Here is a 20725-nt window from a genome sequence, read left to right as displayed (position 1 = left end):
CGTCCCGAACAGCGATGACCCCTCAAGGGGTGCGAATCAAGGGGTGTGGATCAGACCACGAACTGTTTGACCAAGCTCTGCAGTTGCTCGGCCAGGCGCGAGAGTTCTTGTGAACTCTCCTTGACCTGCTCGCCACCGGCGCGGATCTCGTTGGTGGCGTTGGTCACGCTGGCCAGATCCTGGGCGATGGATCCGGAGACGCTTGAAATCTCGGCGACCTGGTCGTTGGCCACGCGCACCCCTTCCGAAGCCTGGGCGATGTTGCCGGCGACATCCTGGGTCACGGCGGCCTGCTCCTCGATCGCCGTGGCGATGCCGGAGACGAGGTGCCCGACCTCGCCGATCACGCCGGTGATCTTCTCGATATCGGTGATCACGCCACCGGCGCTGTTCTGAACGCTGCTGATCTTGAGCTTGATGTCCTCGGTCGCGGTCGCGGTCTGCTTGGCCAGTTCCTTGATCTCGTTGGCGACCACCGCGAAGCCCTTGCCCGCAGAGCCGGCGCGCGCCGCCTCGATGGTGGCGTTGAGGGCTAACAGATTGGTCTGCGAGGAGATCTCGGTGATGGTTTCGGTGACCTGCCCGATCTCCTGGGCGGCCTGACCGAGCTGGTGCATCAGCAGCGAGACATCATTGGCTTGCGCGCCGGCATCGCCGCTGATCGTGCGTGCCTTCTCGGAACTGGCTGCGATCTCGCCGATGGTCGCGCTCATCTGTTCGGTCGCACTCGCCACCGACGCCAGGCTGTTGGTCGTCTGCTCCATCGCTGCGGCCACGGACGCGGTGTTGGCGCTGGCCTCCTCGGCGGCGGCGGCCACGGTCGTGGTGCGGCTCGACATCTCTTGCACGCTGTGCGCGGATTGGGTGCTGACGGTGGCCAGCTCGGTAGCCGAGGAGGCGACCGTTTGCGCGTTGTGGGAGAGATCGGCAATGACATGGCGCATATTGCTGATCAGAGTCTCAGTCGCCTTGGCCAGGGTGCCGATCTCATCCCCGCGACGGGCCGTCTTGGAGTCGACGTTCGCTGAGTAATTCCCCTTGGCCACGCTCGACAACAGGGTCGAGACGCCCTTCAGGGGGCCGGCGATATTGCGGTTGAGCAGGATTCCCAGGGCGATCGCCAACAGGACGCCGATGACGGTGACGACCAGCATCACCGTTTCCAGTTGGCTGGCGAGATCGAGCGATTCTTCGGACGTTTCATCGAAGTACTCGTTCTCGGCCTCGGTGAGTTGCTCGAACAGCGCGCCCATGCGATTGGAGTCGGGGATCATGCGGTCGACTGCGGTTCGATACTGGCGGTAGAGCGAGGCCCGTCGCAAATCGCTGTTACTGTTGACGAAATCGTCTAGGAGTTGGTCGAGATCCTCATAGTGTCGACGCCAAACCTGGTAGGCGTCCCTGAGTTCATCCATCAGCCGACGGGCGCGCTCGGTCGAGCGCCGCGTCTCCTGCAATTTCGCCCAGGCCGCATCGACGACCTCCCAGCTCTGGTTGCGTTCTTGTTGGATGCGCCGATAGGACTCGAGGGCCACCTCATGCTCGGCGTTTTCCTCGGTCCACACATCCAGGGTCTGGGCGCGGATGTTCATGCGCTCGGTGTTCAGCATCCCGAGTGTTATCAGGTCGGGTATGCGGACATCGACGACGTAGTTCAGATTCTCTCGAATTTTATTTTTGCCGTACAAGCCGACACCACCGACGATCATCGTCATCGCCGCGACAGCAAGAAACCCGGTCAGCAGTTTGGCATTAATACTCAAGTTGTTTAGGCTCATTAGCCGCCTCTATCGTTGAATCGGTGGACGAATTCGGTAAGACCTGAAGGGGTTCAGTGGCTGAGCTGTCTGACGCGCCCCAGCAGTTGTTCTCGGTCCAGCTTGACTTGGTAATGATCGATGCCGGCGGCCTTGCCGCGGGCGATATCCTCGCTGCCCGCCAAGGAGGTCACGGCGATGATCGGCAGCGATGAGGTCCGACCATCGTTGCGAATCCGCTTGGCGAACTCCAAGCCGTTCAAGCGCGGCATTTCGATATCGGTGACCACGATGCTCACGGCATCAAGATTGTCGAGCAGCAACGACCAGGCCGCTTCCCCGTCGGGCGCAGCCAGCACGTTGTAACCGTCCTCTTCGAGATATTTTTTCACCTGCGCGCGGAAGAAATCCGAATCCTCGGCCAAGAGGATGCTGACGTTGCTCTCGGCGCGGCTCTGCTTGATGTCGGCCGGGGTGTCGTCCCAGTCCGGGTGGAGCGTGGTGACCAATTCATGCAGGTCGGCGAGGAAGACGGTGCGATCGCGGAAGATGGTCGAGCCGGCGATTCCCGGCTGGCGGTGGGTGCGTTGGTCGATGCTGGCCTGGCTCTGCACTACATCGACGGGCAGGGTGCCGAGCAGGCCGACCTCACGGCCCGCCACGCGCGAGACCAGCACGATCAGGTTGCTGGCGTTATCCAGGCTGTCCGAGCCGGTGACATCGGCGATCGAGACCAACGGTAAGGAGCCGCCACGATACTGCATGGTCCGTTGTTTGCCAAAATAGCGCACCTGCTCGGGTTGGATGCGTTCGATCCGTTGCACCGTATCCAGCGGCAGCGCGCAGGGCTCGTCCGGGGTATTGTGGAACAGCAGCAGCCAATGCACATCCTGGAGACGGCGCTTCTCGGCCTGCGCGGCCAACTCGGCGGCGCGCAGCGAGCCCGAGACCGAGACCACGCCGGCCTTGGCCGAGAGTCCGGCCATGTCGAGGATGAGGGCGACGGCGCCATCGCCGAGGATGGTCGCGCCCGAGTACTCGTGCAGGTGCTTCAGGCGCCGCCCGAGCGGTTTCACCACCACCTCCTCGGTATCGTGGAAGGCGCCCACGGCCAGGGCATAGGAGAGGGTGCCGGTGGTGATGATGGCGATTTCCACCGCCGAGGCCGCCGCGCGCCGGCGCTCGATACCGCGCCTTGGCACGACCTCCTCATCGGTGTGCGCGGTGTCCGACGAGCGGCTTTCGTGCCCGGAGTCGCTGGGATCGAGTGGGCTCTTGATCGAACGCCGATCGGTGAGACGCACGCGCCGATCGAATTCGCGCCGCTCGCCGTCGGGTGCCTGATAGGTCGGCACGATGCCCAGCACATCGGTGAAGCGAATCAGCGGCAGCACGCGATCGCGCAACAGCAAGACCTCGCTGTTGCCGACGATCTCCAACTGCTTGGAGACCTCCTCGGGGCGCAGACGTAACAGCTCCTCGATATTGGCCTGGGGGATGGCGAAGCGCTCGTTTTCGACGGAGATGATCAGCGAGGGAATGATCGCCAGCGTCAGCGGCAGCTTGATGCGAAAGGTGCTGCCCTTGCCCACCTCGGAGTGGATCTCGATCTGGCCGCCGAGGCGGTCGAGATTGGTCTTCACCACATCCATGCCGACACCGCGCCCGGAGACATCGGTGACCTGCTCGGCGGTGGAGAAGCCGGGCATGAAGATCAGCGCCTGTTTGTCCGGCACCGACATGCCCTGCACGCTCTCCTGGGCGAGCAGCCCCTTGCGCACGGCGGACGCGGCGAGCGCATCGGGATCTAGCCCTTTGCCGTCATCGGCAATTTCCACGATCGCTTGACCGGCTTCGTAGCGTGCCTCGATGCGCAGTTGCCCGGTGGTGGGCTTGCCCTTTTGCTGGCGTTCCGACTCGGTCTCCAGGCCGTGATCGACACCGTTGCGCACCAGGTGCGTGAGCGGGTCGGAGAGGCCCTCGATGAGGGTCTTGTCGAGCGCGACCTCCTTGCCGTTGATCTGCAGATCGACCTGTTTGCCGAGCGAGCGCGAGAGATCCCTGACCACGCGCGGAAAGCGGGCAAAGACATTGCCCATCGGCTGCAGCCGGGTCTGCATGATGACATCCTGCAGCTCGGCGGTGACCTGGTTGATGCGCTGATCCACGCTCGAGAGCAGGTGGCGGTCGTCCATCGCCACGGCGGTGCGCAACTGGTTGCGGCTGAGCACCAATTCTCCGGCCAGGTTCATCAGATCCTCGAGCAACTTCACGCTGACCCGGAGCGTGTCGTCGGCGGCGGCCGAGGCGGGCGCGGATTCGGAGGCCGATTCCGCCTTGGCCGTCGCCGCAGGAGTGGGCGCGGACGGTGAAGGCGCGGGCTTGGATTCGGGCTTGGCTGCGGCAGCGGCCGGCGCGGAGGCTGCCTGCTCCTCGGCGTTCGGGTCGAGCAGCAGATGGATGCGTTGCAGCTCGAGGTCGTGGAACAGGGTGCTGATCAGCTCCTTGTCGAGCATCGTCGCGATGACCAGTTGCAGCGGAACGCGATCATGGAGGGCATCCTCGAGCGTACCGATGGCCTGTTCATTGATTGTGCATTCGAGCAGTTCGCTCGTCGCCGAGATGCTGTCGAACAGCGTGTAGATATCCTTGCCCTTGCGTTCGACGTCCTCGACCAGGTCGCATTCGATCAGATAGATGCAGTGCTGGTCGCGTTTGGCCCGTTCGACATCGAGCGTCGACAGGGTCAGCGGACCGAGCGGCGAGTCGAACGTCCGGTGCTCGCTCAGGGTGGTCTTGTGTTGCGGGGGCTGGGTCGGGGCCCGGGGCGGTGCCGTCAGGTCGCTGAGACTCGTCATCAGCTCCGTGGTCTCGACTTGGACGCTGTTCTCGGGGTCATCGAGCATGATGCGCAGGGTGTCGAAGGCCGCCAGCAACACATTGATGACCTCGGCATTCGGGATCATCTTATCGCTGCGCATCAGGTCCAGCACGGTCTCGGCCCCATGCGCCAGATCCTTGACATGCACCAAGCCGAAGAAGCCGCTGCCGCCCTTGATCGAGTGCGCGGCGCGCAGAACCTTGTTGATCAGCTCCTTGTCTGCGCTCGCCCCTTCGTCCTCGATGGCGAGCAGGTCTTGCTCAATGGTGGCGAGATGTTCCTGCGCATCATTGACGAACTCTTGTAACAGCTCATCCATCGATTAGGCCTCGATCATCGGTTGTTCCAGCTTTCACCAAGCCGCGCACAACACTCAGTGGGTGTGTTGGTGGACGAGGTTGTAGGGCGGCCGCCATGATACACCCTCTGCTTGGCTGAATACCCTGCGCGTGCGCAAGCACGGTCCGTGAATCTGGCCCCATTGGCCGATTGGACAAAGAACTCGCGCGCGAGCACGACCGTCGAATCTCACCTAGACAGGCGAGGATGGGGGATGGATGAGGAGGTTGCGCTGCGGGTACCGGCGGACGGGTATCCGGGGCGGGGATGCCAGGGAGGACGGGGATGCGCGCGGATCTCGGTACGTCTTCATTCACGGTGATTGGCACGCGCCCGTGGTCGCGGGCTGGCAGGATGGGAGAGGGTTGACGCGGGTTGGGACATCCGCGAAGGATCGCCCCGATCCTGGGGCGACTCTCAGGATGGTTCTAGCTAGCTGTCTGTATCAAGCCGCCTGCTCAAACGGTCTGGGCGCGCTCGAAGGCCTGCTCGAGATCGCTCTCGGCGTTGTTGCCCAGGGCTTCCACGTTGAGGCTGTCAATCAGGCGCATGCTCTTGAACAGGCTGAACATCTCATTCGGAACATTGATCAGGCGCAGATGGTTTTGCTGCGCGGCGAGGCTGTTCTTGGTGGCAAGCAGCAGGCCAATGCCGGTGGAGTCGATGGAGCGCGCGTGCTGGAAATCAAAGACGATGTCGCGTACATCCTGCTTCAGCGCGTCCTTGAGCTGGCTCTGCAAGCTGGGGACGGTGCTCGCGGTCAGCGCTTCCCGCACGATGGCGCGGATAGTGTTGGACTCTTGTAGCAGCTGGGTGTGTTGCGTGGTCATGATGATGTCTCCGGATCGCTGCTTTAGGTGTTGTTTGAATTCGGCCGCTGGGGGCGTCGAGCGCCATCCCCGATGCGCTGATTTGTAGACTACACCTGGGCTTTCCAGGCTTCGGTAAAGACTTGTTAAGGCGGCTGAAGATGCGCATGCCGGCCGAGGCTGATGCTGCGTATCCTAGTCGCCATTCGCCATTTATAGACGCTGCTCAGACCGGTTGGAGACCGACAACGATGCCTATTTTACCTCGACCCGATGAAGACGCGTTACAGCGGCATCTGCGCGAGGTGCAACAGCTGCTGGCGAAACAGCAGTTGGTCGAGGCGCTGACGCGGCGCCAGCGCATGCCGCATCAGCGCCTCGTCGAGAACATCACCCATCGCCAGAACCTCACGCGGCTGCAGCGTAAGCTCGACCGACTGCACCCGGCCGATATCGCCCATATCCTTGAGGCGCTGCCGTTTGACGAGCGCCTCTACGTCTGGGATTTGGTTAGAGCGGAAAAGGACGGCGATATCCTGCTCGAGGTCTCGGACGCGGTGCGCCCGAGCCTGCTCGAAACCATGGACCGCGACGAGATCAAGGCTGCGGCCGAGGGCTTGGATGCCGATGAAATCGCCGACTTGATCCCGGATTTGTCCGAGGATTTGGCTCTGGACATCCTCGCCTCGCTCGATCAGCGCGAGCAGGCGCGGGTGCGCGAGGTCATGTCCTATGCCGAGGACACGGTCGGCGCCTTGATGGACTTCGATCTGGTCAAGGTGCGCGAGGATGTCACGCTCGAAGTCGTCGCGCGCTACCTGCGCCGCTTCGAGGCGCTGCCCGATCACACCGACAAGCTCTTCGTCGTCGACCGCGACGAGCGCCTGCGCGGCATCCTCACCCTGGAGGCGTTGCTGATCAACGAACCCGAGACCGAGGTCGGCGAGGTGATGCAGGCGAGCGGCTTGATCCTGTTTCGCGCCGAGGACGAGGCGCGCCAGGCGGCCAGCGCCTTCGAGCGCTACGATCTAGTCTCGGTGCCAGTGGTCGATAAGGACCGGCACCTGATCGCCCGTCTCACCGTGTCCGATGTGGTCGACTATATCCAGGAAGAGAACGAGGCCGAGATCCTCGGCAACGCTGGCCTGCAGGAAGAAGAAGACATCTTCGCGCCAGTGCTGCGCTCGGTGAAGAACCGCTGGGCCTGGCTGGCGATCAATCTGATCACTGCGGTTATCGCCTCGCGCGTGATCGATCTGTTCGAGGGCTCGATCGAGAAGCTGGTGGCGCTGGCGGCGCTGATGCCGATCGTTGCCGGCATCGGCGGCAACGCCGGTAATCAGACCATCACCATGATCGTGCGCGCGATCGCCATGGGGCAGGTGCAGCCCTCGGCCTGGCGCCGGTTGATCCTCAAGGAGCTTGGCGTGGCGCTGATCAATGGGGTGGTGTGGGGCGGTGTGGTTGGCGTCCTCGCCGGGGTGGTCTACGACAACCCCGAACTCGGCATCGTCATGGTCGCGGCGATGACGCTAAATCTGCTCTTGGCAGCCACCGCCGGCGTCGTGATTCCGCTGCTACGCCAACGCCTAGGCCGCGATCCGGCGCTCGGCAGCTCGGTGATGATCACCGGCCTGACCGATTCCGGCGGGTTCTTCATCTTCCTCGGTCTGGCGACGCTGTTTTTGCTGTAATCCTGAGCCCGGATGGTGGCCGTCGCCTCCGTTTCAGGCATAGGCCGGCTGGAAGCTGGCGCTCTGCCCCTGTGTCTCGGTGGCCGGGCGGTCCTGATCCCAGTACGGCGAGAGCTTGCGTAACTGCGCGACCACCGGCGGCACGGCCTCGATGACGCGCTCGACCTCCTCCGCCGTGGTGTAGCGCGAGAGCGAGAAGCGGGTGGTGCCATGGGCGGCGGTGAAGGGGATGCCCATCGCGCGCATCACATGGCTCGGCTCAAGCGAGCCCGAGGTGCAGGCGGAACCACTGGAGGCGGCGATGCCGAGCTTGTTGAGCAGTAGCAGGATGGCCTCGCCCTCGATGAACTCGAAGGCGATGTTGCTGGTATTGGGCAATCGGTTGCTGGGGTCGCCGGTGACGAAGCTGTTTGGTACGGTCTCGAGGATACCTTGCTCGAGCTGGTCACGCAGCGCGGCGACGCGGGTGCGCTCGTCGTCGATGTGGGCCTGGGCCAGCTCGCAGGCCTTGCCGAGGGCGACGATCGCGGCACTGTTCTCGGTGCCCGCGCGCCGGCCGCGCTCCTGATGACCGCCGCGTAGCAGTGGGCGGAAGCGGGTGCCCCGGCGCAGATAGAGCACGCCGATGCCTTTGGGTGCATGCAGCTTGTGCCCGGACAGCGAGAGCATGTCGATCGCGGTGGTCTTGAGGTCGATCGGCAGCTTGCCGACGGCCTGGACCGCGTCGGTGTGGAACATGACGCCGGCCTCGTGCGCCATCTCGGCCATCTGCTCGACCGGAAACAGGGTGCCGGTCTCGTTGTTGGCCCACATCACCGAGACGATGGCGACCTGATCGCTGAGTAGGGATTGATAGTGCGCGAGGTCAAGCCGGCCCTGCCCATCGACCTTGAGGCTGTGGACGGTATAGCCGTCCTTCTCGAGATACTCGCAGAGGCTGAGGACCGCCGGGTGTTCGACCACCGTGGTGATGATCTCGCGCCGCTCGGGCTGGGCCTTGATCGCCGACAGAATTGCGGTGGAATCGGATTCGGTGCCGCAGGAGGTGAAGACGATCTCGGAGTCGAGTTCAGCGCCGAGCAGCGCCTGCACCTGCTGGCGCGCGGTCTTGATGGCGCGCCCGACGCGGTCGCCAAATTGGTGCATCGAGGAGGCGTTGCCGAACTGCTCGCTGAAGTAGGGCAGCATGGCCTCGACCACCTCGGGCGCGACCATGGTGGTGGCGTTGTTGTCGAGATAGATGCCGGTGGTGGTTTGCTTGCTGGACATGCTGGTTGGGCTCATGGTGTTGGCTGTTGGGTTACCCCGCTCAGGCGCGCTGAACTGCTGCCCTGCCCATGGCCTGGGCTGGAACCACGCGGACCAACTCACCGAGGTCTTCGCAGATGCGCTCCTGAATCCCCTCGAGCGTGACCGAGGCGAGCTGGCAGCCGGAACAGGCACCGACCATCTTCACGAACACGTTCTTGCCGTCGACGTCGATCAGCTCGACATCGCCGTGGTCGCGCTGCAGATTTGGGCGGATCGCTTCGATGGTCTGCTCGATGCGGCGGATGCGGGCCAGGTTGCTGAGCTTAGGGCGGGGCGCTGCGGTGTGCTCAGGAGCGGGCTCAAGTGCGGCTGCGGGAGCGGGCGCAGAGGTCTGCGAACGCGTTGACATGACCGGCATGCCAACGGCAACCCGCTTGCGCTCAGGGGCTTTAGCGGGCGGCGCCGACGGCTGAAAGCTTCGCCCTTGCTCGGCGAGTACGCGCGCAAGCACCTCTTCGACGCCCTCATGACAGGCCGAGCAGCCGCCGCCGGCCTTGGTGTAGTGGGTGACTTCTTCGACGCTGCTGAGGTTGTTGGCGCGGATGGTCTCCTCGATCAGCACCTCGTCGACGGCGAAGCATTTGCAGATCATGGCGCCTTCTGCGTGATCGTCGCTCCAGACCTCGCCGCGATAGTTGGCGACCGCCGATTGCAAGGCCTCACGGCCCATCACCGAGCAGTGCATCTTCTCCGGCGGCAGGCCGTCGAGATAGTCGGCGATGTCTTGATTGCTGACCTTGAGGGCCTGGTCGAGCGTCATGCCCTTGATGAGTTCGGTCAGCGCCGAGCTGGAGGCGATCGCCGAGCCGCAGCCGAAGGTCTGGAAGCCGGCGTCGAGGATGGTTTCGTTCTCCGGGTCGACCTTCAGGGTCAGGCGCAGCGCATCGCCGCAGGACAGGGAGCCGACTTCGCCGATCGCATTGGGCTCAGCGACGGCGCCGGCGTTGCGCGGGTTGAAGAAGTGCTCTTTGACGGTGTCTGAATAATCCCACATGGTCTGGCTCCAGGCTCGAGTTGAAGGCGGCGGCTGGCGCTGAACGGGCGCCGGGCGGTGCGATTGAGAATCCGCATTGCTGTATCTTTAAGCAAATCTCGTGCCTAGCGTGGATCAGCTCTTACTGTATTGATTATTAAGGATATTCAGGATGAGGTGGTACGCCGATGTCGGGCTTATGACAGAGGGATTGTCGCCTGCGCAACGCGCGGACGTGTGCAGTGCAGCCTAAGCCTTGGCGAGAGTCGGGTCGCTGTGCTTGAGGATGTTGTCATCCGGTGGGATCAACTCAATCCTCGTCGCTGACCTCGGCGAGGACGAGTCCGGTGGCGCTGTCGAGGTCGCGGGTGAAGCGTAGGCAGTGCTCGCTGGCGTCGATCAGGTAGAGGTTGAAGCCGTCGGATTCGCGCATGGGCTCGATGCCGGCACTGATGTCGTCATCGAGACAGTGGGTGAAGTGATGGTCTGGGAAGGCATCGCGCAGTGCCGCGACCGAATCGCTGCTAAGGCCAGCGCGGCCGATGATGGCCTCGATCTGGTCGAGAAAGGTCGTGGTGATCATGGCGTGGATAGCCCCCCTCGTTTGCGGCGTTGCGGCGAGCAGCGCCTCCAGTTGCCAAGCGTCCTTATGCCGCTTCAAGCCTCTTCTGGCGTGCGCTCGAAGTGGACTCGTGCCTCGGTGTCCATACCCATGATCTTCGCCAGCCAGGGCGGGGCCTTGTCGGCGAGGGTGCGCGAGAGTTCGGCGATGTGCTCGCGGGCGTTGCCCATCTGTGGACGCTTGATCGGGTGGATGTCGCGCTTGACCACCTTGGCGGCGGCCGGGCCGCCGATCGAGGCGACGTAGAGCACCTGGCAGTCGGCGATCAGCGAGGCGCGATAGCTGTTCTTGTCGTCTTGCAGCTCGCCGGCGGTCGGGTCAATATCGCGGCAGTCGATGAGCTTGAAGCTGTCGGCGGAGACTTGATAGACCAGGAAGCGTTGGCAGGAGCCGAAGTGGCCGTCGAGCAGCTCGCCGCCGTTGGAGGCGCAGGCGACGCGGATCGAGTTGGGCAGTTCGCCGTCGTTGTAGGGCTCGGGCTCGGGTGCCGGCTCGATGTCGCTGCCGCCTTGGCCTTTGAGGCGGGCGAGGGCCTCTTTGAGCGAGGCGCTGTCGATCTCGGCGAGTTCGCCATCGGCGGCTTGCTTGAGGGCCTTGACGGTGAGTCCGTCGAGGCTAGCGGCGGTTGGCGGGAGGCCAACGGCATCGGCGAGCACGCGCAGGAGTCGGGCGATGTCGGTGTCCGGAAGCGCGCGGGCAGCGAGGCCGATGCGTAGCGCGATCTCTTCGGATAAGGTCGGTGGGGTCATCGGTGGCTCCTTTTTTGGCGTCAGTGGTCGCTGAGACTGTGGGCTGGGTGCAGGCAGAGGCTGCCGGGTAGCGTCCGCCGGGGGACGCCGTGAATCCGTCATCCGTCCTTGGAGGCGCGAGCGCAGCATCCTTGCTGCGCACACCCCCGGCGGGCGCCACCCGACAGCCTCTGCTCCCGTGTCTTAGGCGGGGACGATGCAGTCGTCTTCCATGCAGGCGTCGAGGCACTGCGGGTCGGCGTCGTCGCACTCGGTGCAGGTGCTGGCGTCGATCTTGTAGGTGCCTTTGAATGGGGTGATGCTGTCGGTTGGGCAGACCGACTCGCAGTCGCCGCAGGCGGTGCAGAGGTCGCGGATGATTTGAAAGGCCATGAGGTACCTCCGGATGAGGAATGGTGGTTGCCGAGGCGCCCGAGGTGGAGCGCGCGTCGCGCACTAACGGAATTGCTGATGTGCGTCAGTCGCTTAGCTCTCGGCGCGTTTGAAGCGCAGGGTGGTCGGAAAGCTCGGCGGTGGGCTGACCGGGTCGATGTACCAGCGCGAGCCGTCGGTGAGTTCGACGGCGCCGCCCCAGGCGTCACTGGTATCGGTCTCGACGCTGGCGATGGTCTCTTCCATGTCTTTTTTGGCGACGTAGAACAGCAGTCCACCGCTGTCGTTTCTTCGGATCATCACATTAGGCATGGTGTGTCTCGTGTCTCATGCGATGGCCGACCCCGGGAGCCCGAGGTGCGGCTCCATGGGGTCGGTCATTGACTGCGGCTAGCGGACCAGGTCGTAACCGAAGTCGGTGACGCCCATCTCGGTGGTTTCTTTGTCCAACTGCTCGAGCACGGCGTTGACCAGCGTGGTCAGCATGTACATCGCGCCCTCATAGCCCCAGGTGGTCATCCGGTGCAGGTGATGGCGGTCGAAGATCGGGAAGCCGATCCGGATCAACGGCACCTCGTGCGCCTTGCCCTTATGCAGGGTGTCGCGCTGGATGAACTTGCCGTAGCTGTTGCCGATCAGGAAGTCTGGCTTGTCGGTGAAGCACAGCGAGCGCAGGTGCCAGAGGTCCTTGCTCATGTAGACGGTCGAGTTTTGACCATAGGGCGAGTCGGCCAGTATCGCCTCTACCGTCTTCTTCCAACGCTTGTTGGCATGATGGCAGAGAATGTGTTTCGGTTCGGCGCCAAGCTCGAGCAGGAACTTGGTCAGGCCCATGACGAAGTCGGCATCGCCATAGAGCGCGAAGCTCTTGCCGTGCAGCCACTGATGGCTGTCGGTCATCATGTCGACCAAGCGGCCGCGCTCCTTGGCCAACGAGGCCGGGATCTCCTTGCCGGTGAGTTCCGAGACCTTCATCAGGAAGTCATCGGTCCACTCCAGACCCATCGGGATGTCGATCTTGGAGGCCGGCTGATGCCAGACGGTGTCGATGTATTTCTTGGTCTTCGGCAACTGCCAGGGCTGCAGCAACAGGGTGTCGATCGCGTTCGGGGCGTCCTTGATCTCGTCGATCTTGGTCCCGCCCTCGTACATCCGGTATTCGCCATCGGCGGGCGTGTCCAGCACCTCGGTCGGATCGCTGAGCAGGGAATAATCGACCCCCATCTCCTGCATCATCCGGTGCATGACACGGAAGTTGCCGAGATAGGTCTCGAAGCCCGGCACGATGTTGATCTTGCCGTTGCTGCCGACTTCCTTGCCCTCCATCTGGTTGATGGTGAAGTAGCGGATGGTGCCTTCGAACATGTTGTCCCAGCCGGTGGTGTGGCTGCCGACAAAGCTCGGGGTGTGCGCGAACGGGGTCGGGAACTCGGCCGGGATGTGGCCTTCTTTCTTGGCATTGCCGATGAAGGCGTTGAGGTCGTCACCGATGACCTCGGCCATGCAGGTGGTGGAGACCGCGATCATCTCCGGCTTGTACAGGGCCTTGGCGTTCTCGAGGCCGTCGTACATGTTCTTCTGGCCGCCAAACACCGCCGCGTCCTCGGTCATCGAGTCCGACACACAGGCGATCGGCTCCTTGAAGTGACGGTTGAAGTAGGTGCGGAAGTAGGCAACACAGCCCTGGGAGCCATGCACATAGGGCAAGGTCTTCTCGAAGCCGAGCGCGCAGAGCACAGCGCCGAGCGGCTGGCAGGCCTTGGCCGGGTTGATGGTCAGGGACTCACGGGCGAAGTTGAGTTCCTGATATTCCTTGGTCGTGGTCCATTCAAAGACCTCATCGAGCTTGGCCTGATCGACGCGCTCTTCGGAAAGCTCGCGCTTGTTGCTGATGCTGGCCTGGTAGTCCTCATTGAGGAACAACGGGTAGCCGGGCTTGATCTTGTCGACGGTCTGGGTCATGGGAGTGCTCCTGCCGCGCCGCTTATCTGCGGACAGACGGCGAGTGAAAACGGGATAGAGAGAATCAAGCGCTCGCGGCTATCGGGGCCTCGCTTTCGCCCTCGGCGGGCTTCAGCCAGGGCGCCCGCATGCTGTTCCAGCAGGGGTTGTTGATCGTCATATCCATATCGCGGGCGAAGATGGCGAAGCCGTCGTAGCCGTGATACGGACCCGAGTAATCCCAGGAGTGCATCTGCCGGAAGGGGATGCCCATCTTCTGGAAGATGTACTTCTCCTTGACCCCGGAGCCGACCAGGTCAGGCTTCAGCGCCTCGGTGAACTTCTCGAGTTCATAGCCGGTGACGTCGTCGTAGAGCAGGGTCGAATCGCCCATTTCCTTGAGGGTGCGATCGTAGTCATCGTTATGGGCGAACTCGTAGCCGGTGCCGACGACCTCCATCCCCAAATCCTCATAGGCGCCGATGATGTGGCGCGGGCGCAGACCGCCGACGTAGAGCATCACCCGCTTGCCTTCCAGGCGCGGGCGGTACTTGGCGATGACAGCGTCGTACTCGGCCTGGTACTTGGCGATGACCTTCTCGGCATTGGCCTGGATGGTCTCGTCGAAGAACTCGGCGATCTTGCGTAGCGACTCGGCGATCTTGGTTGGCCCGAACAGGTTGTATTCCATCCAGGGCACACCGTAGCGCTCTTCCATGTGGCGGCTGATGTAGTTCATCGAGCGATAGCAGTGGATGAGGTTGAGCTTGACCTTTGGGGTCAGCTCCATCTCCGAGAGGCTGCCGTCGCCGGACCATTGCGCGACCACCCGCAACCCCATCTCCTCGAGCAGGATGCGCGAGGACCAGGCATCACCGCCGATGTTGTAGTCGCCGATGATGGCGACATCGTAAGGCGTGGTCTCGAAGCTGTCGTCATTGTCGCGGTTGTGCACGACGTGATCGCGGATCGCGTCGTTGGCGATGTGATGGCCGAGCGATTGCGAGACGCCGCGGAAGCCTTCGCAGCGCACCGGAATGACCGGCTTGTTCAGCTCCTTGGTCTTCTGCTTCGCGACCGATTCGATGTCATCGCCGATCAGACCGATCGGACACTCCGACTGCACCGAGATGCCCTTGACGAGCGGGAACAACTGTTCGATCTCATCGACGATCTTGGCCAGCTTCTTGTCGCCGCCGAAGACGATGTCCTTCTCCTGGAAATCCGAGGTGAAGTTCATGGTGCCGAAGGTGTTCACGCCGGTCATGCCGGTGTAGTAATTGCGACGACCGGCACGTGTGTACTGGCCGCAGCCGACCGGGCCATGGGAGATGTGCACCATGTCCTTGATCGGACCCCAGACCACGCCCCTGGAACCGGCATAGGCACAGCCGCGGATGGTCATCACGCCGGGCTGGGACTTGCGGTTGGAGGTGATGCACTGCTTCGACTGTTCGATCGACTGATCATTGACGGCCAAATGCTTGGCGCGGTCTTTCTTCGCCTTCTCGGGGTAGACCTCGAGCACCTCTTGGATCAGGGCTTGGGTCTCGTCACGTGTCATTGTTGCCATTTAGGCGTTCCTCTCATCGGCGCCGCCGCCAATCTGCGGACCGACGCGCGTTGAAGAATCGAATGAGAGCCCCTCGGCACCGCTCCGTCGAGGAGCAGGGGAGGGACCAGGGAATCGGGTCGAGCGCGCGGCCTGGTTTAGGCGGCGACGGCCTCTTCAGAGGCGGTCTTACCGATGATGCTCTCGTCCTCGCCTTCCATGAGGCCGAAGTCCATCAGCAGATCTTCGAGCTGATCCATGCTGATCGGCGTCGGGATCACGAAATTGGTGTTGTCGATCATCTTTTGTGCGAGCTGCCGGTACTCACCAGCCTGTTTCGAGCTTGGGTCGTACTCGATGACCGTCATGCGGCGGATCTCGGCGCGCTGAACAACGTTGTCGCGCGGTACGAAGTGGATCATCTGGGTGCCCAACTGACGGGCCAGCTCCATGATCAGCTCGTCTTCGCGCGCGGTGTTGCGGCTGTTGCAGATCAGGCCGGCCAGACGCACCGAGCCCGAGCTGGCGTATTTGACGATGCCCTTGGCGATATTGTTGGCCGCGAACATGGCCATCATCTCGCCGGAGACGACGATGTAGATCTCTTGCGCCTTGTTCTCGCGGATCGGCATTGCGAAGCCGCCGCAGACCACGTCGCCGAGCACGTCGTAGAAGACGAAGTCGAGGTCTTCTTCATAGGCGCCTTCCTCTTCAAGGAAGTTGATCGCCGTGATGACGCCGCGACCGGCGCAGCCAACGCCAGGCTCCGGGCCACCGGACTCGACGCACTTGATGCCGGCATAGCCGGCTTGGAGCACGTCATCGAGTTCCAGGTCTTCCACCGAGCCGGCTTCAGCGGCGAGGTGCATAATGGTGTCCTGTGCCTTGGCGTGCAGGATCAAACGGGTCGAGTCGGCCTTCGGGTCGCAGCCGACAATCATGACCTTTTTGCCGAGTTCAGCGAGGCCGGCGACGAGGTTTTGAGTAGTGGTGGACTTGCCGATTCCGCCTTTGCCGTAGATGGCGCATTGACGCATTGCCATGAGATTCTCCCGGTTGGATGCCCTGTCGGGCTGATGAACAGAAGGTTCGTTCACCGGGGATTAAGCACAGTCTGTGCCAGGCTATCTAAAATTCTTTAGTGATTTGAAAAATAAGGAGAACTTGGTGCGTCCAGCCGTTTTTCATCTTGGTAGCATAGATAACAAGGCCGCCGCCTTTGTGTGTCTACCGACAGCCGACGTTCCAACCCCGACATGCCCCAGTCTCAACCTCGGTCCCAGCCACAACATCAGCCCCAGTCCCAGCATCAATATCGGCATCAGCAGTCGTTGAGCCCTCCGCCCTCCTTGCCGGCGGGTGCGCGTCTGCCCATCAATCGTTGCAATCTGCCAGCGGTCATCCTGGGCGGGCTGACCTATCAGGCGCATCCGGTCGCGCTCGAGATCGATGGCATCCGTGCCTTTCATCAAGATCTGTTCCAGCTCCTAGCGCCGATCGAGCAATCGCGCGAGCGCGCCGAGCGCTTCGTCGACTACATGGCCGCGCACTTCTGTCTGGATGATCTGGAGGCTGCGGGCCTCGCTGCGGAGCGGGTCAAGAAATATCGGCGCAACGCCAACTATCTGCGCATGGTGCGCGGCTGGTCGTTCGACGCCGATGGGCGCGAGGGGGCTGTGCTCAAGCATTGGGTCGAGACGCGCTTCGGGCTCCTCGCGCGCCATCATGGCGGCCCGCTCAACGGTGGCGATGATGACGCCTATCATCGCTACTTGGCGCAGGGCGCCCAGGGCCTCTACGCTACCAATGCCCTCGAGGCGCAGCTCGACCTGCTCTATACCTATTGCCAGTACGAACTGGTGCGCCAGCATCCCGAAGAGACCCATCTGACGCTGTACCGGGGCATCAACCGCATCGGCGAGCATGATCTGTTTGATGAGATCGAGGAGCGGCCGGCAGGCGCGAGGCTTGGATTCAACGGTGAGCCGCGTCGCGTCTTGCTGAACAACCTCAACAGCTTCACCAGCAACCGCGAGCGGGCTTGCGAGTTCGGAGACTACATCCTTGAGACACAGGTACCGCTGCCGAAGGTGTTCTTCTACAACAGCCTGCTGCCAGGGATGCTCAAGGGGGAGGATGAGTTAGTAGTGATTGGCGGGGTGTATGAGGTGGTGATGAGTTGTTTGTGACACTCATCTACCAGACCGGCTGGGATCGTAAGAGTACTTCCGCCTCGGAAGCCGTTTGTGGCTTACCAAATAAATAACCCTGGCCATAGTCGCACTGTAATTCACGCAGTATCTCCAGGTGCCGGGGCGTTTCGATGCCCTCGGCAATAATTTTCAGGCCTATGTCTTTGGCTAGACTGGCAATTGAGCGCAGAATGCTGGAGTCAAGGGTGCTCGCGTCCATGTTGCGAACAAAGGCCATATCAATTTTCAGGATATCGACAGGGAATTTCGACAAATACGCCAACGAAGAATAACCTGTACCAAAATCGTCAATCGCTATATTGACACCCAATGAGCGACTGACGCTGAGCACATTCAGCGCGGTCTCGAGATGGTTAATCGTGGCGCTCTCGGTGATTTCTAGCTTCAAGGCTGCGGGAGGAAGATTGGTAACTTTTAAAACCGTTTCGAGGTAATTCAACGTCTGTGGATGGATGAGTTGGGGCGCTGCCAGGTTGACACTGATGAGCAGGTCGGAGAACTCGGCCCGCCAGGCTTGCATTTGGCGACAAGCTTCCAGCAATACCCAGTTGCCGATAGTGACAATCATGCCACTGCTTTCCGCGACGGGTACGAATTCGATCGGTAATACCAACCCCTTTTTCGGATGCTGCCAGCGCACTAGTGCCTCAAATCCGCTTATGCGACCCGTTTTGAGTGTCACGATGGGCTGATAGTACACCTTAAATTCGGGCAGATGAGGCAAGGCGCCGTTGCTTTTACGAACAACGGAATGAAGCTCGCGTTCGGTTTGAAACGATTCAATTTCCTCGGCCTCGATTTTACCATCCACAATCTCCACAAGCTTTCCCAAGGCGCTGGCGTGACTGAGAGCGGCATGGGCGTCTTGCAACAAGTTCCGTCGAGAGGACTCATTGCTTAATGCGACGCCTACACTCGCGGTCGGGAAACCCTCTTCGCCAGCGAGCATTAACGGTTCGGAGCACCGTTTCTGAAGGACTTGGGCGATCTCTTCAACGGAGTCCCGAACGGTCTCGCGCGACATGAGCAGGGCGAACTGAGCCCCACCCGTGCGAACGGGGAGCAGATCCCCGCACCAGCGGTTCCAGCTAACGCGCCCGTATTCATCGGCGATTTCGCGCAATCGACGCGCGGTTTCCACCAGTAAGGTGTCGCCACATTGGGGACCAAGCACGGCGTTGATCAAGTTGTAACGCTTGAGTTCGACCAGGATCAGGGCGACATGCTGGCGAGACGGGCGCCGACGCAAGGAGCGCAGTCGTTGAGCCAGATTAACGCGGTTAGGCAGACCGGTGAGAGGGTCGTGCAGGGTTTGGTAAGCGAAACGGCCCCCAAGAACGCTCAGACCGCCTGCCAGTAATGCTAGTACGGCGCTCCACAATGGAATCCAGAAGCTATTATGATGAAACACATAAAAATGCACACCGATGAGCGCTCCTAAAGCACCCAAGGCCGTCACCTGCAACAATAGCGGGCGCCGAATTCCCCATGCCGCGAGCGCACCGACTAGGCACCAAAAAGCCGTCCAGAGTGTTTCTCCCCATTGCGGCATGAATTGCCATTCGTGCTTGGTCTCGGCGGCATCAAGAATCTGACCAAGAAGATGCGCATGAATCAACACGCCCGGCGTTTGCACATACGTCTTAGCTAAGCGACTAGAGGGGGTCAAATGCGAGTCCTTGATGCTTTCGGCGGTGGTACCGATAAGCACAATGCGCCCGCGAATCTTCTCGGAATCGATCCGGTCCTCCAATAGATCCGTAAAGCTGACCAGTTCCGCTGGCAGTGGGTGTCGACGGTAGCTCAGTAGGATTTGAAAACCGTTGGCGTTGATGTCACGATATCCTCCGCTGTGGGTTTCCAACGGTCGAAAATGACTTTTTCCGAGCACAAAGCCGGGTTTATCCTCAGGGTTGTAGGGGGTCACGCCCTGCTGATGAAGAGCGTGCAAGGCCAACTGCATGGACAGGGCGGTTTCGACCTGTTGGTGTTGCTTCGCAAAGAGCAGTCCACGGCGCACGACTCCGTCGGGATCCAGCACAAAGTCAATAAATCCCAGTCGAGCCTGCGGCACACCCGGCGTGGCCGGGATTTGACTGCTGGATTCATCCACACCTAGCTTGGACACGGCGATCACGCGCGGATCATCGAGTGCCGCAAGGAGTTCCGCGTGTCCTGGTTCCTGTGGGAAATCGCGATAGATATCCAGCCCGACCATGGCGGCATCGTGCTCGAGCAGATGCTTAATGGCGCGCGCCAGTAGCGCGTCCTTGAGAGGCCATTGGCGCAGGGCTTGGATATCGGCTTCCTCGATACCGACCACTAGGATCTTTGGGTGCGGAGGTGCCGGCTCTTGCTCGGCAAGCAGGTAGTCGAAGGTGGCCAGCTCCAACGGCTGCAACCACCCCGACTGCTGGACCGCGAACAGGATCGCGAACAAGCTCAAGGCCGCTAGAATCGCGGGCCCATGGGGTGCTACATAGCGGCACCACCAACGTCGCGTTTGCACTGGTCGGGAGTGACGCATGGAGCTTCGATTATTCCAATGCGACTTGCTTCAATAACGCCGATCGCCATTCAAGATAGCGCGGATCCTCGGGATGTTGCTCCAGCAGTGCTTCCAGTGCAGCAAGGCTATCGTACCAGTAAGACGCTTGCGCATAGATTGCAGGCAGTGCCTCGGGCTCGGCTTGACTGACCTGTGCGGCTAAATCAGGTGGGGCTGGTTTGTAAAATAGCGTCGCCCGACTCATCACCGGATGTGGCTGTGCGCTGCCTTGGGCATTGCGGTCTTCTGGTGGAATCCAGTCGAATCGAAGAGTCCAGTCGTATTTTGTGCCAGGCTGCAAGGCGACCTGGTGGTCTTCCAGCGCGAGCCGGTGAGTGCCGGCACGGACTTGTGGCAATTCGATCTCCAAGAGCGGAGGCCGATTATTGACTCGGTCCATAAAACCGACAATGACGATCTTGACTGGCGTTTCGATAGCCTGAGGCACCGACCAATAGAGCACGGGTTGTGAACGACTGGTTAATCCCATGGTCGGCGGCGACAGCACGCTGAGCCGAGGGATGGCGGCACTAGAACGCGAGGCACCCCCGACCAGACGATCTGGTTTGCCGTCAACGTCTGGCGGCACATAGAGCGGCCTTTCCCCGGCCAAGTTCTCGGCCAGCACCGGGAGCCCGCAAGCCAGAAAGGACAGCAACGTGGCTAACTGTAGAAACCGAGTCTTGTTCATCGCTCATGATCCTCTCTAAAACCAATGCATGGGGTGGATGGTTGGCTAGGGCGGCCACAGGTTACGACCATTGAAGGGTTGTCAGGGCACGATGACGTATGAGGCCGTTGTGATCGAATAGTCCTCTGGGGGCTGAGCCGAGTCGGTCCAGCGTAGTTTTGCATCGACGTGCTGTTGTGTTGACGCAAGCACGACATCTTCGGCGGACAAAGGTCGGTTCGACAAGACGGCGACGAGATGACCATGCCCGGATGGTTCGCTTGCGGTCAATTG

Annotated in this window: 17 protein-coding genes; 2 read left to right on the top strand and 15 right to left on the bottom strand. The window is 61.7% G+C overall.

Annotation, left to right across the window (positions count from 1 at the left end; translation table 11 throughout):
• Nucleotides 1-50 precede the first annotated feature (50 nt).
• The 3 genes from AC54T3_RS15465 to AC54T3_RS15455 all read right to left on the bottom strand — a co-directional run bounded on the left by AC54T3_RS15465 (nucleotide 51) and on the right by AC54T3_RS15455 (nucleotide 5807).
• Nucleotides 51-1763, bottom strand: a complete 1713-nt coding sequence (locus tag AC54T3_RS15465; protein ID WP_496626167.1) for a methyl-accepting chemotaxis protein — start codon at nucleotides 1761-1763, stop codon at nucleotides 51-53.
• A gap of 68 nt (nucleotides 1764-1831) precedes the next feature.
• Nucleotides 1832-4957 carry a hybrid sensor histidine kinase/response regulator gene (locus AC54T3_RS15460; protein ID WP_496626165.1) on the bottom strand — a complete coding sequence of 1042 codons (3126 nt, stop codon included), beginning with the start codon at nucleotides 4955-4957 and terminating at the stop codon, nucleotides 1832-1834.
• A 478-nt stretch (nucleotides 4958-5435) separates the two neighbouring features.
• Nucleotides 5436-5807: an STAS domain-containing protein gene (locus AC54T3_RS15455; RefSeq protein WP_496626163.1), complete on the bottom strand. Its 372-nt coding sequence runs from the start codon at nucleotides 5805-5807 to the stop codon at nucleotides 5436-5438.
• A gap of 230 nt (nucleotides 5808-6037) precedes the next feature.
• On the opposite strand from AC54T3_RS15455, the gene mgtE reads away from it, so the two are divergent.
• A complete protein-coding gene (gene mgtE, locus AC54T3_RS15450) occupies nucleotides 6038-7480 on the top strand; it encodes a magnesium transporter (RefSeq protein WP_496626161.1) in 1443 nt (480 codons plus the stop codon).
• 33 nt (nucleotides 7481-7513) lie between these two features.
• Here mgtE and nifS read toward each other — a convergent pair whose 3' ends face one another.
• From nifS to nifH, 9 genes are all read right to left on the bottom strand, one after another.
• Nucleotides 7514-8749, bottom strand: a complete 1236-nt coding sequence (nifS, locus tag AC54T3_RS15445) for a cysteine desulfurase NifS (protein ID WP_496626159.1) — start codon at nucleotides 8747-8749, stop codon at nucleotides 7514-7516.
• Between the two features lie 40 nt (nucleotides 8750-8789).
• Nucleotides 8790-9785 carry a Fe-S cluster assembly protein NifU gene (gene nifU / locus AC54T3_RS15440; RefSeq protein WP_496626157.1) on the bottom strand — a complete coding sequence of 332 codons (996 nt, stop codon included), beginning with the start codon at nucleotides 9783-9785 and terminating at the stop codon, nucleotides 8790-8792.
• Nucleotides 9786-10074: 289 nt separating this feature from the next.
• On the bottom strand, nucleotides 10075-10425 hold the full coding sequence (locus AC54T3_RS15435) for a DUF6129 family protein (RefSeq protein WP_496626156.1): 351 nt from the start codon (nucleotides 10423-10425) through the stop codon (nucleotides 10075-10077).
• Nucleotides 10422-11135: a dinitrogenase iron-molybdenum cofactor biosynthesis protein gene (locus AC54T3_RS15430; protein ID WP_496626154.1), complete on the bottom strand. Its 714-nt coding sequence runs from the start codon at nucleotides 11133-11135 to the stop codon at nucleotides 10422-10424. Before AC54T3_RS15430 ends, AC54T3_RS15435 begins: the two co-directional genes overlap by 4 nt.
• Nucleotides 11136-11318: 183 nt before the next feature.
• The gene (locus tag AC54T3_RS15425; RefSeq protein ID WP_496626152.1) at nucleotides 11319-11507 is read right to left on the bottom strand and encodes a DUF362 domain-containing protein; all 189 of its coding nucleotides are present in this window, start codon (nucleotides 11505-11507) and stop codon (nucleotides 11319-11321) included.
• A gap of 93 nt (nucleotides 11508-11600) precedes the next feature.
• The gene (nifT, locus tag AC54T3_RS15420) at nucleotides 11601-11819 is read right to left on the bottom strand and encodes a putative nitrogen fixation protein NifT (protein WP_496626150.1); all 219 of its coding nucleotides are present in this window, start codon (nucleotides 11817-11819) and stop codon (nucleotides 11601-11603) included.
• A gap of 78 nt (nucleotides 11820-11897) precedes the next feature.
• Nucleotides 11898-13469, bottom strand: a complete 1572-nt coding sequence (gene nifK / locus AC54T3_RS15415; protein WP_496626149.1) for a nitrogenase molybdenum-iron protein subunit beta — start codon at nucleotides 13467-13469, stop codon at nucleotides 11898-11900.
• 64 nt (nucleotides 13470-13533) lie between these two features.
• Nucleotides 13534-15021: a nitrogenase molybdenum-iron protein alpha chain gene (gene nifD / locus AC54T3_RS15410; protein ID WP_496626147.1), complete on the bottom strand. Its 1488-nt coding sequence runs from the start codon at nucleotides 15019-15021 to the stop codon at nucleotides 13534-13536.
• A gap of 137 nt (nucleotides 15022-15158) precedes the next feature.
• Nucleotides 15159-16043 (bottom strand): nitrogenase iron protein, encoded by an 885-nt coding sequence (nifH, locus tag AC54T3_RS15405; protein WP_496626146.1) that lies wholly within the window; start codon nucleotides 16041-16043, stop codon nucleotides 15159-15161.
• Between the two features lie 288 nt (nucleotides 16044-16331).
• Between nifH and AC54T3_RS15400 the strand changes: the two genes are divergently transcribed.
• Nucleotides 16332-17189 carry an NAD(+)--dinitrogen-reductase ADP-D-ribosyltransferase gene (locus AC54T3_RS15400; RefSeq protein WP_496626144.1) on the top strand — a complete coding sequence of 286 codons (858 nt, stop codon included), beginning with the start codon at nucleotides 16332-16334 and terminating at the stop codon, nucleotides 17187-17189.
• A 7-nt stretch (nucleotides 17190-17196) separates the two neighbouring features.
• Here the strand turns inward: AC54T3_RS15400 and AC54T3_RS15395 are convergent, their stop codons facing one another.
• The 3 genes from AC54T3_RS15395 to AC54T3_RS15385 form a co-directional block, all read right to left on the bottom strand.
• Nucleotides 17197-19653, bottom strand: coding sequence for an EAL domain-containing protein (locus AC54T3_RS15395; RefSeq protein ID WP_496626143.1), 2457 nt, complete (start codon nucleotides 19651-19653; stop codon nucleotides 17197-17199).
• Nucleotides 19654-19750: 97 nt separating this feature from the next.
• Nucleotides 19751-20452, bottom strand: coding sequence for a DUF928 domain-containing protein (locus AC54T3_RS15390; RefSeq protein ID WP_496626141.1), 702 nt, complete (start codon nucleotides 20450-20452; stop codon nucleotides 19751-19753).
• 81 nt (nucleotides 20453-20533) lie between these two features.
• Nucleotides 20534-20725: hypothetical protein (locus AC54T3_RS15385; protein WP_496626139.1), on the bottom strand; the 192-nt coding region annotated here is incomplete at its 5' end.

It is taken from the genome of Halochromatium sp. NSM3, from assembly GCF_059621085.1.
Note: the sequence above shows the minus strand (reverse complement) of the source record. Positions and strands in the feature narration are given on the sequence as shown.

Bases quoted from the DNA above. Each gene is read 5' to 3' on its own strand.
- AC54T3_RS15460 (WP_496626165.1), bottom strand. From the start codon at position 4,957: ATGGATGAGCTGTTACAAGAGTTCGTCAATGATGCGCAGGAACATCTC.
- AC54T3_RS15425 (WP_496626152.1), bottom strand. From the start codon at position 11,507: ATGGCCTTTCAAATCATCCGCGACCTCTGCACCGCCTGCGGCGACTGC.
- nifH (WP_496626146.1), bottom strand. From the start codon at position 16,043: ATGGCAATGCGTCAATGCGCCATCTACGGCAAAGGCGGAATCGGCAAG.
- nifT (WP_496626150.1), bottom strand. From the start codon at position 11,819: ATGCCTAATGTGATGATCCGAAGAAACGACAGCGGTGGACTGCTGTTC.
- nifU (WP_496626157.1), bottom strand. From the start codon at position 9,785: ATGTGGGATTATTCAGACACCGTCAAAGAGCACTTCTTCAACCCGCGC.
- nifK (WP_496626149.1), bottom strand. From the start codon at position 13,469: ATGACCCAGACCGTCGACAAGATCAAGCCCGGCTACCCGTTGTTCCTC.
- nifD (WP_496626147.1), bottom strand. From the start codon at position 15,021: ATGGCAACAATGACACGTGACGAGACCCAAGCCCTGATCCAAGAGGTG.
- AC54T3_RS15390 (WP_496626141.1), bottom strand. From the start codon at position 20,452: ATGAACAAGACTCGGTTTCTACAGTTAGCCACGTTGCTGTCCTTTCTG.
- AC54T3_RS15455 (WP_496626163.1), bottom strand. From the start codon at position 5,807: ATGACCACGCAACACACCCAGCTGCTACAAGAGTCCAACACTATCCGC.
- mgtE (WP_496626161.1), top strand. From the start codon at position 6,038: ATGCCTATTTTACCTCGACCCGATGAAGACGCGTTACAGCGGCATCTG.
- nifS (WP_496626159.1), bottom strand. From the start codon at position 8,749: ATGTCCAGCAAGCAAACCACCACCGGCATCTATCTCGACAACAACGCC.
- AC54T3_RS15430 (WP_496626154.1), bottom strand. From the start codon at position 11,135: ATGACCCCACCGACCTTATCCGAAGAGATCGCGCTACGCATCGGCCTC.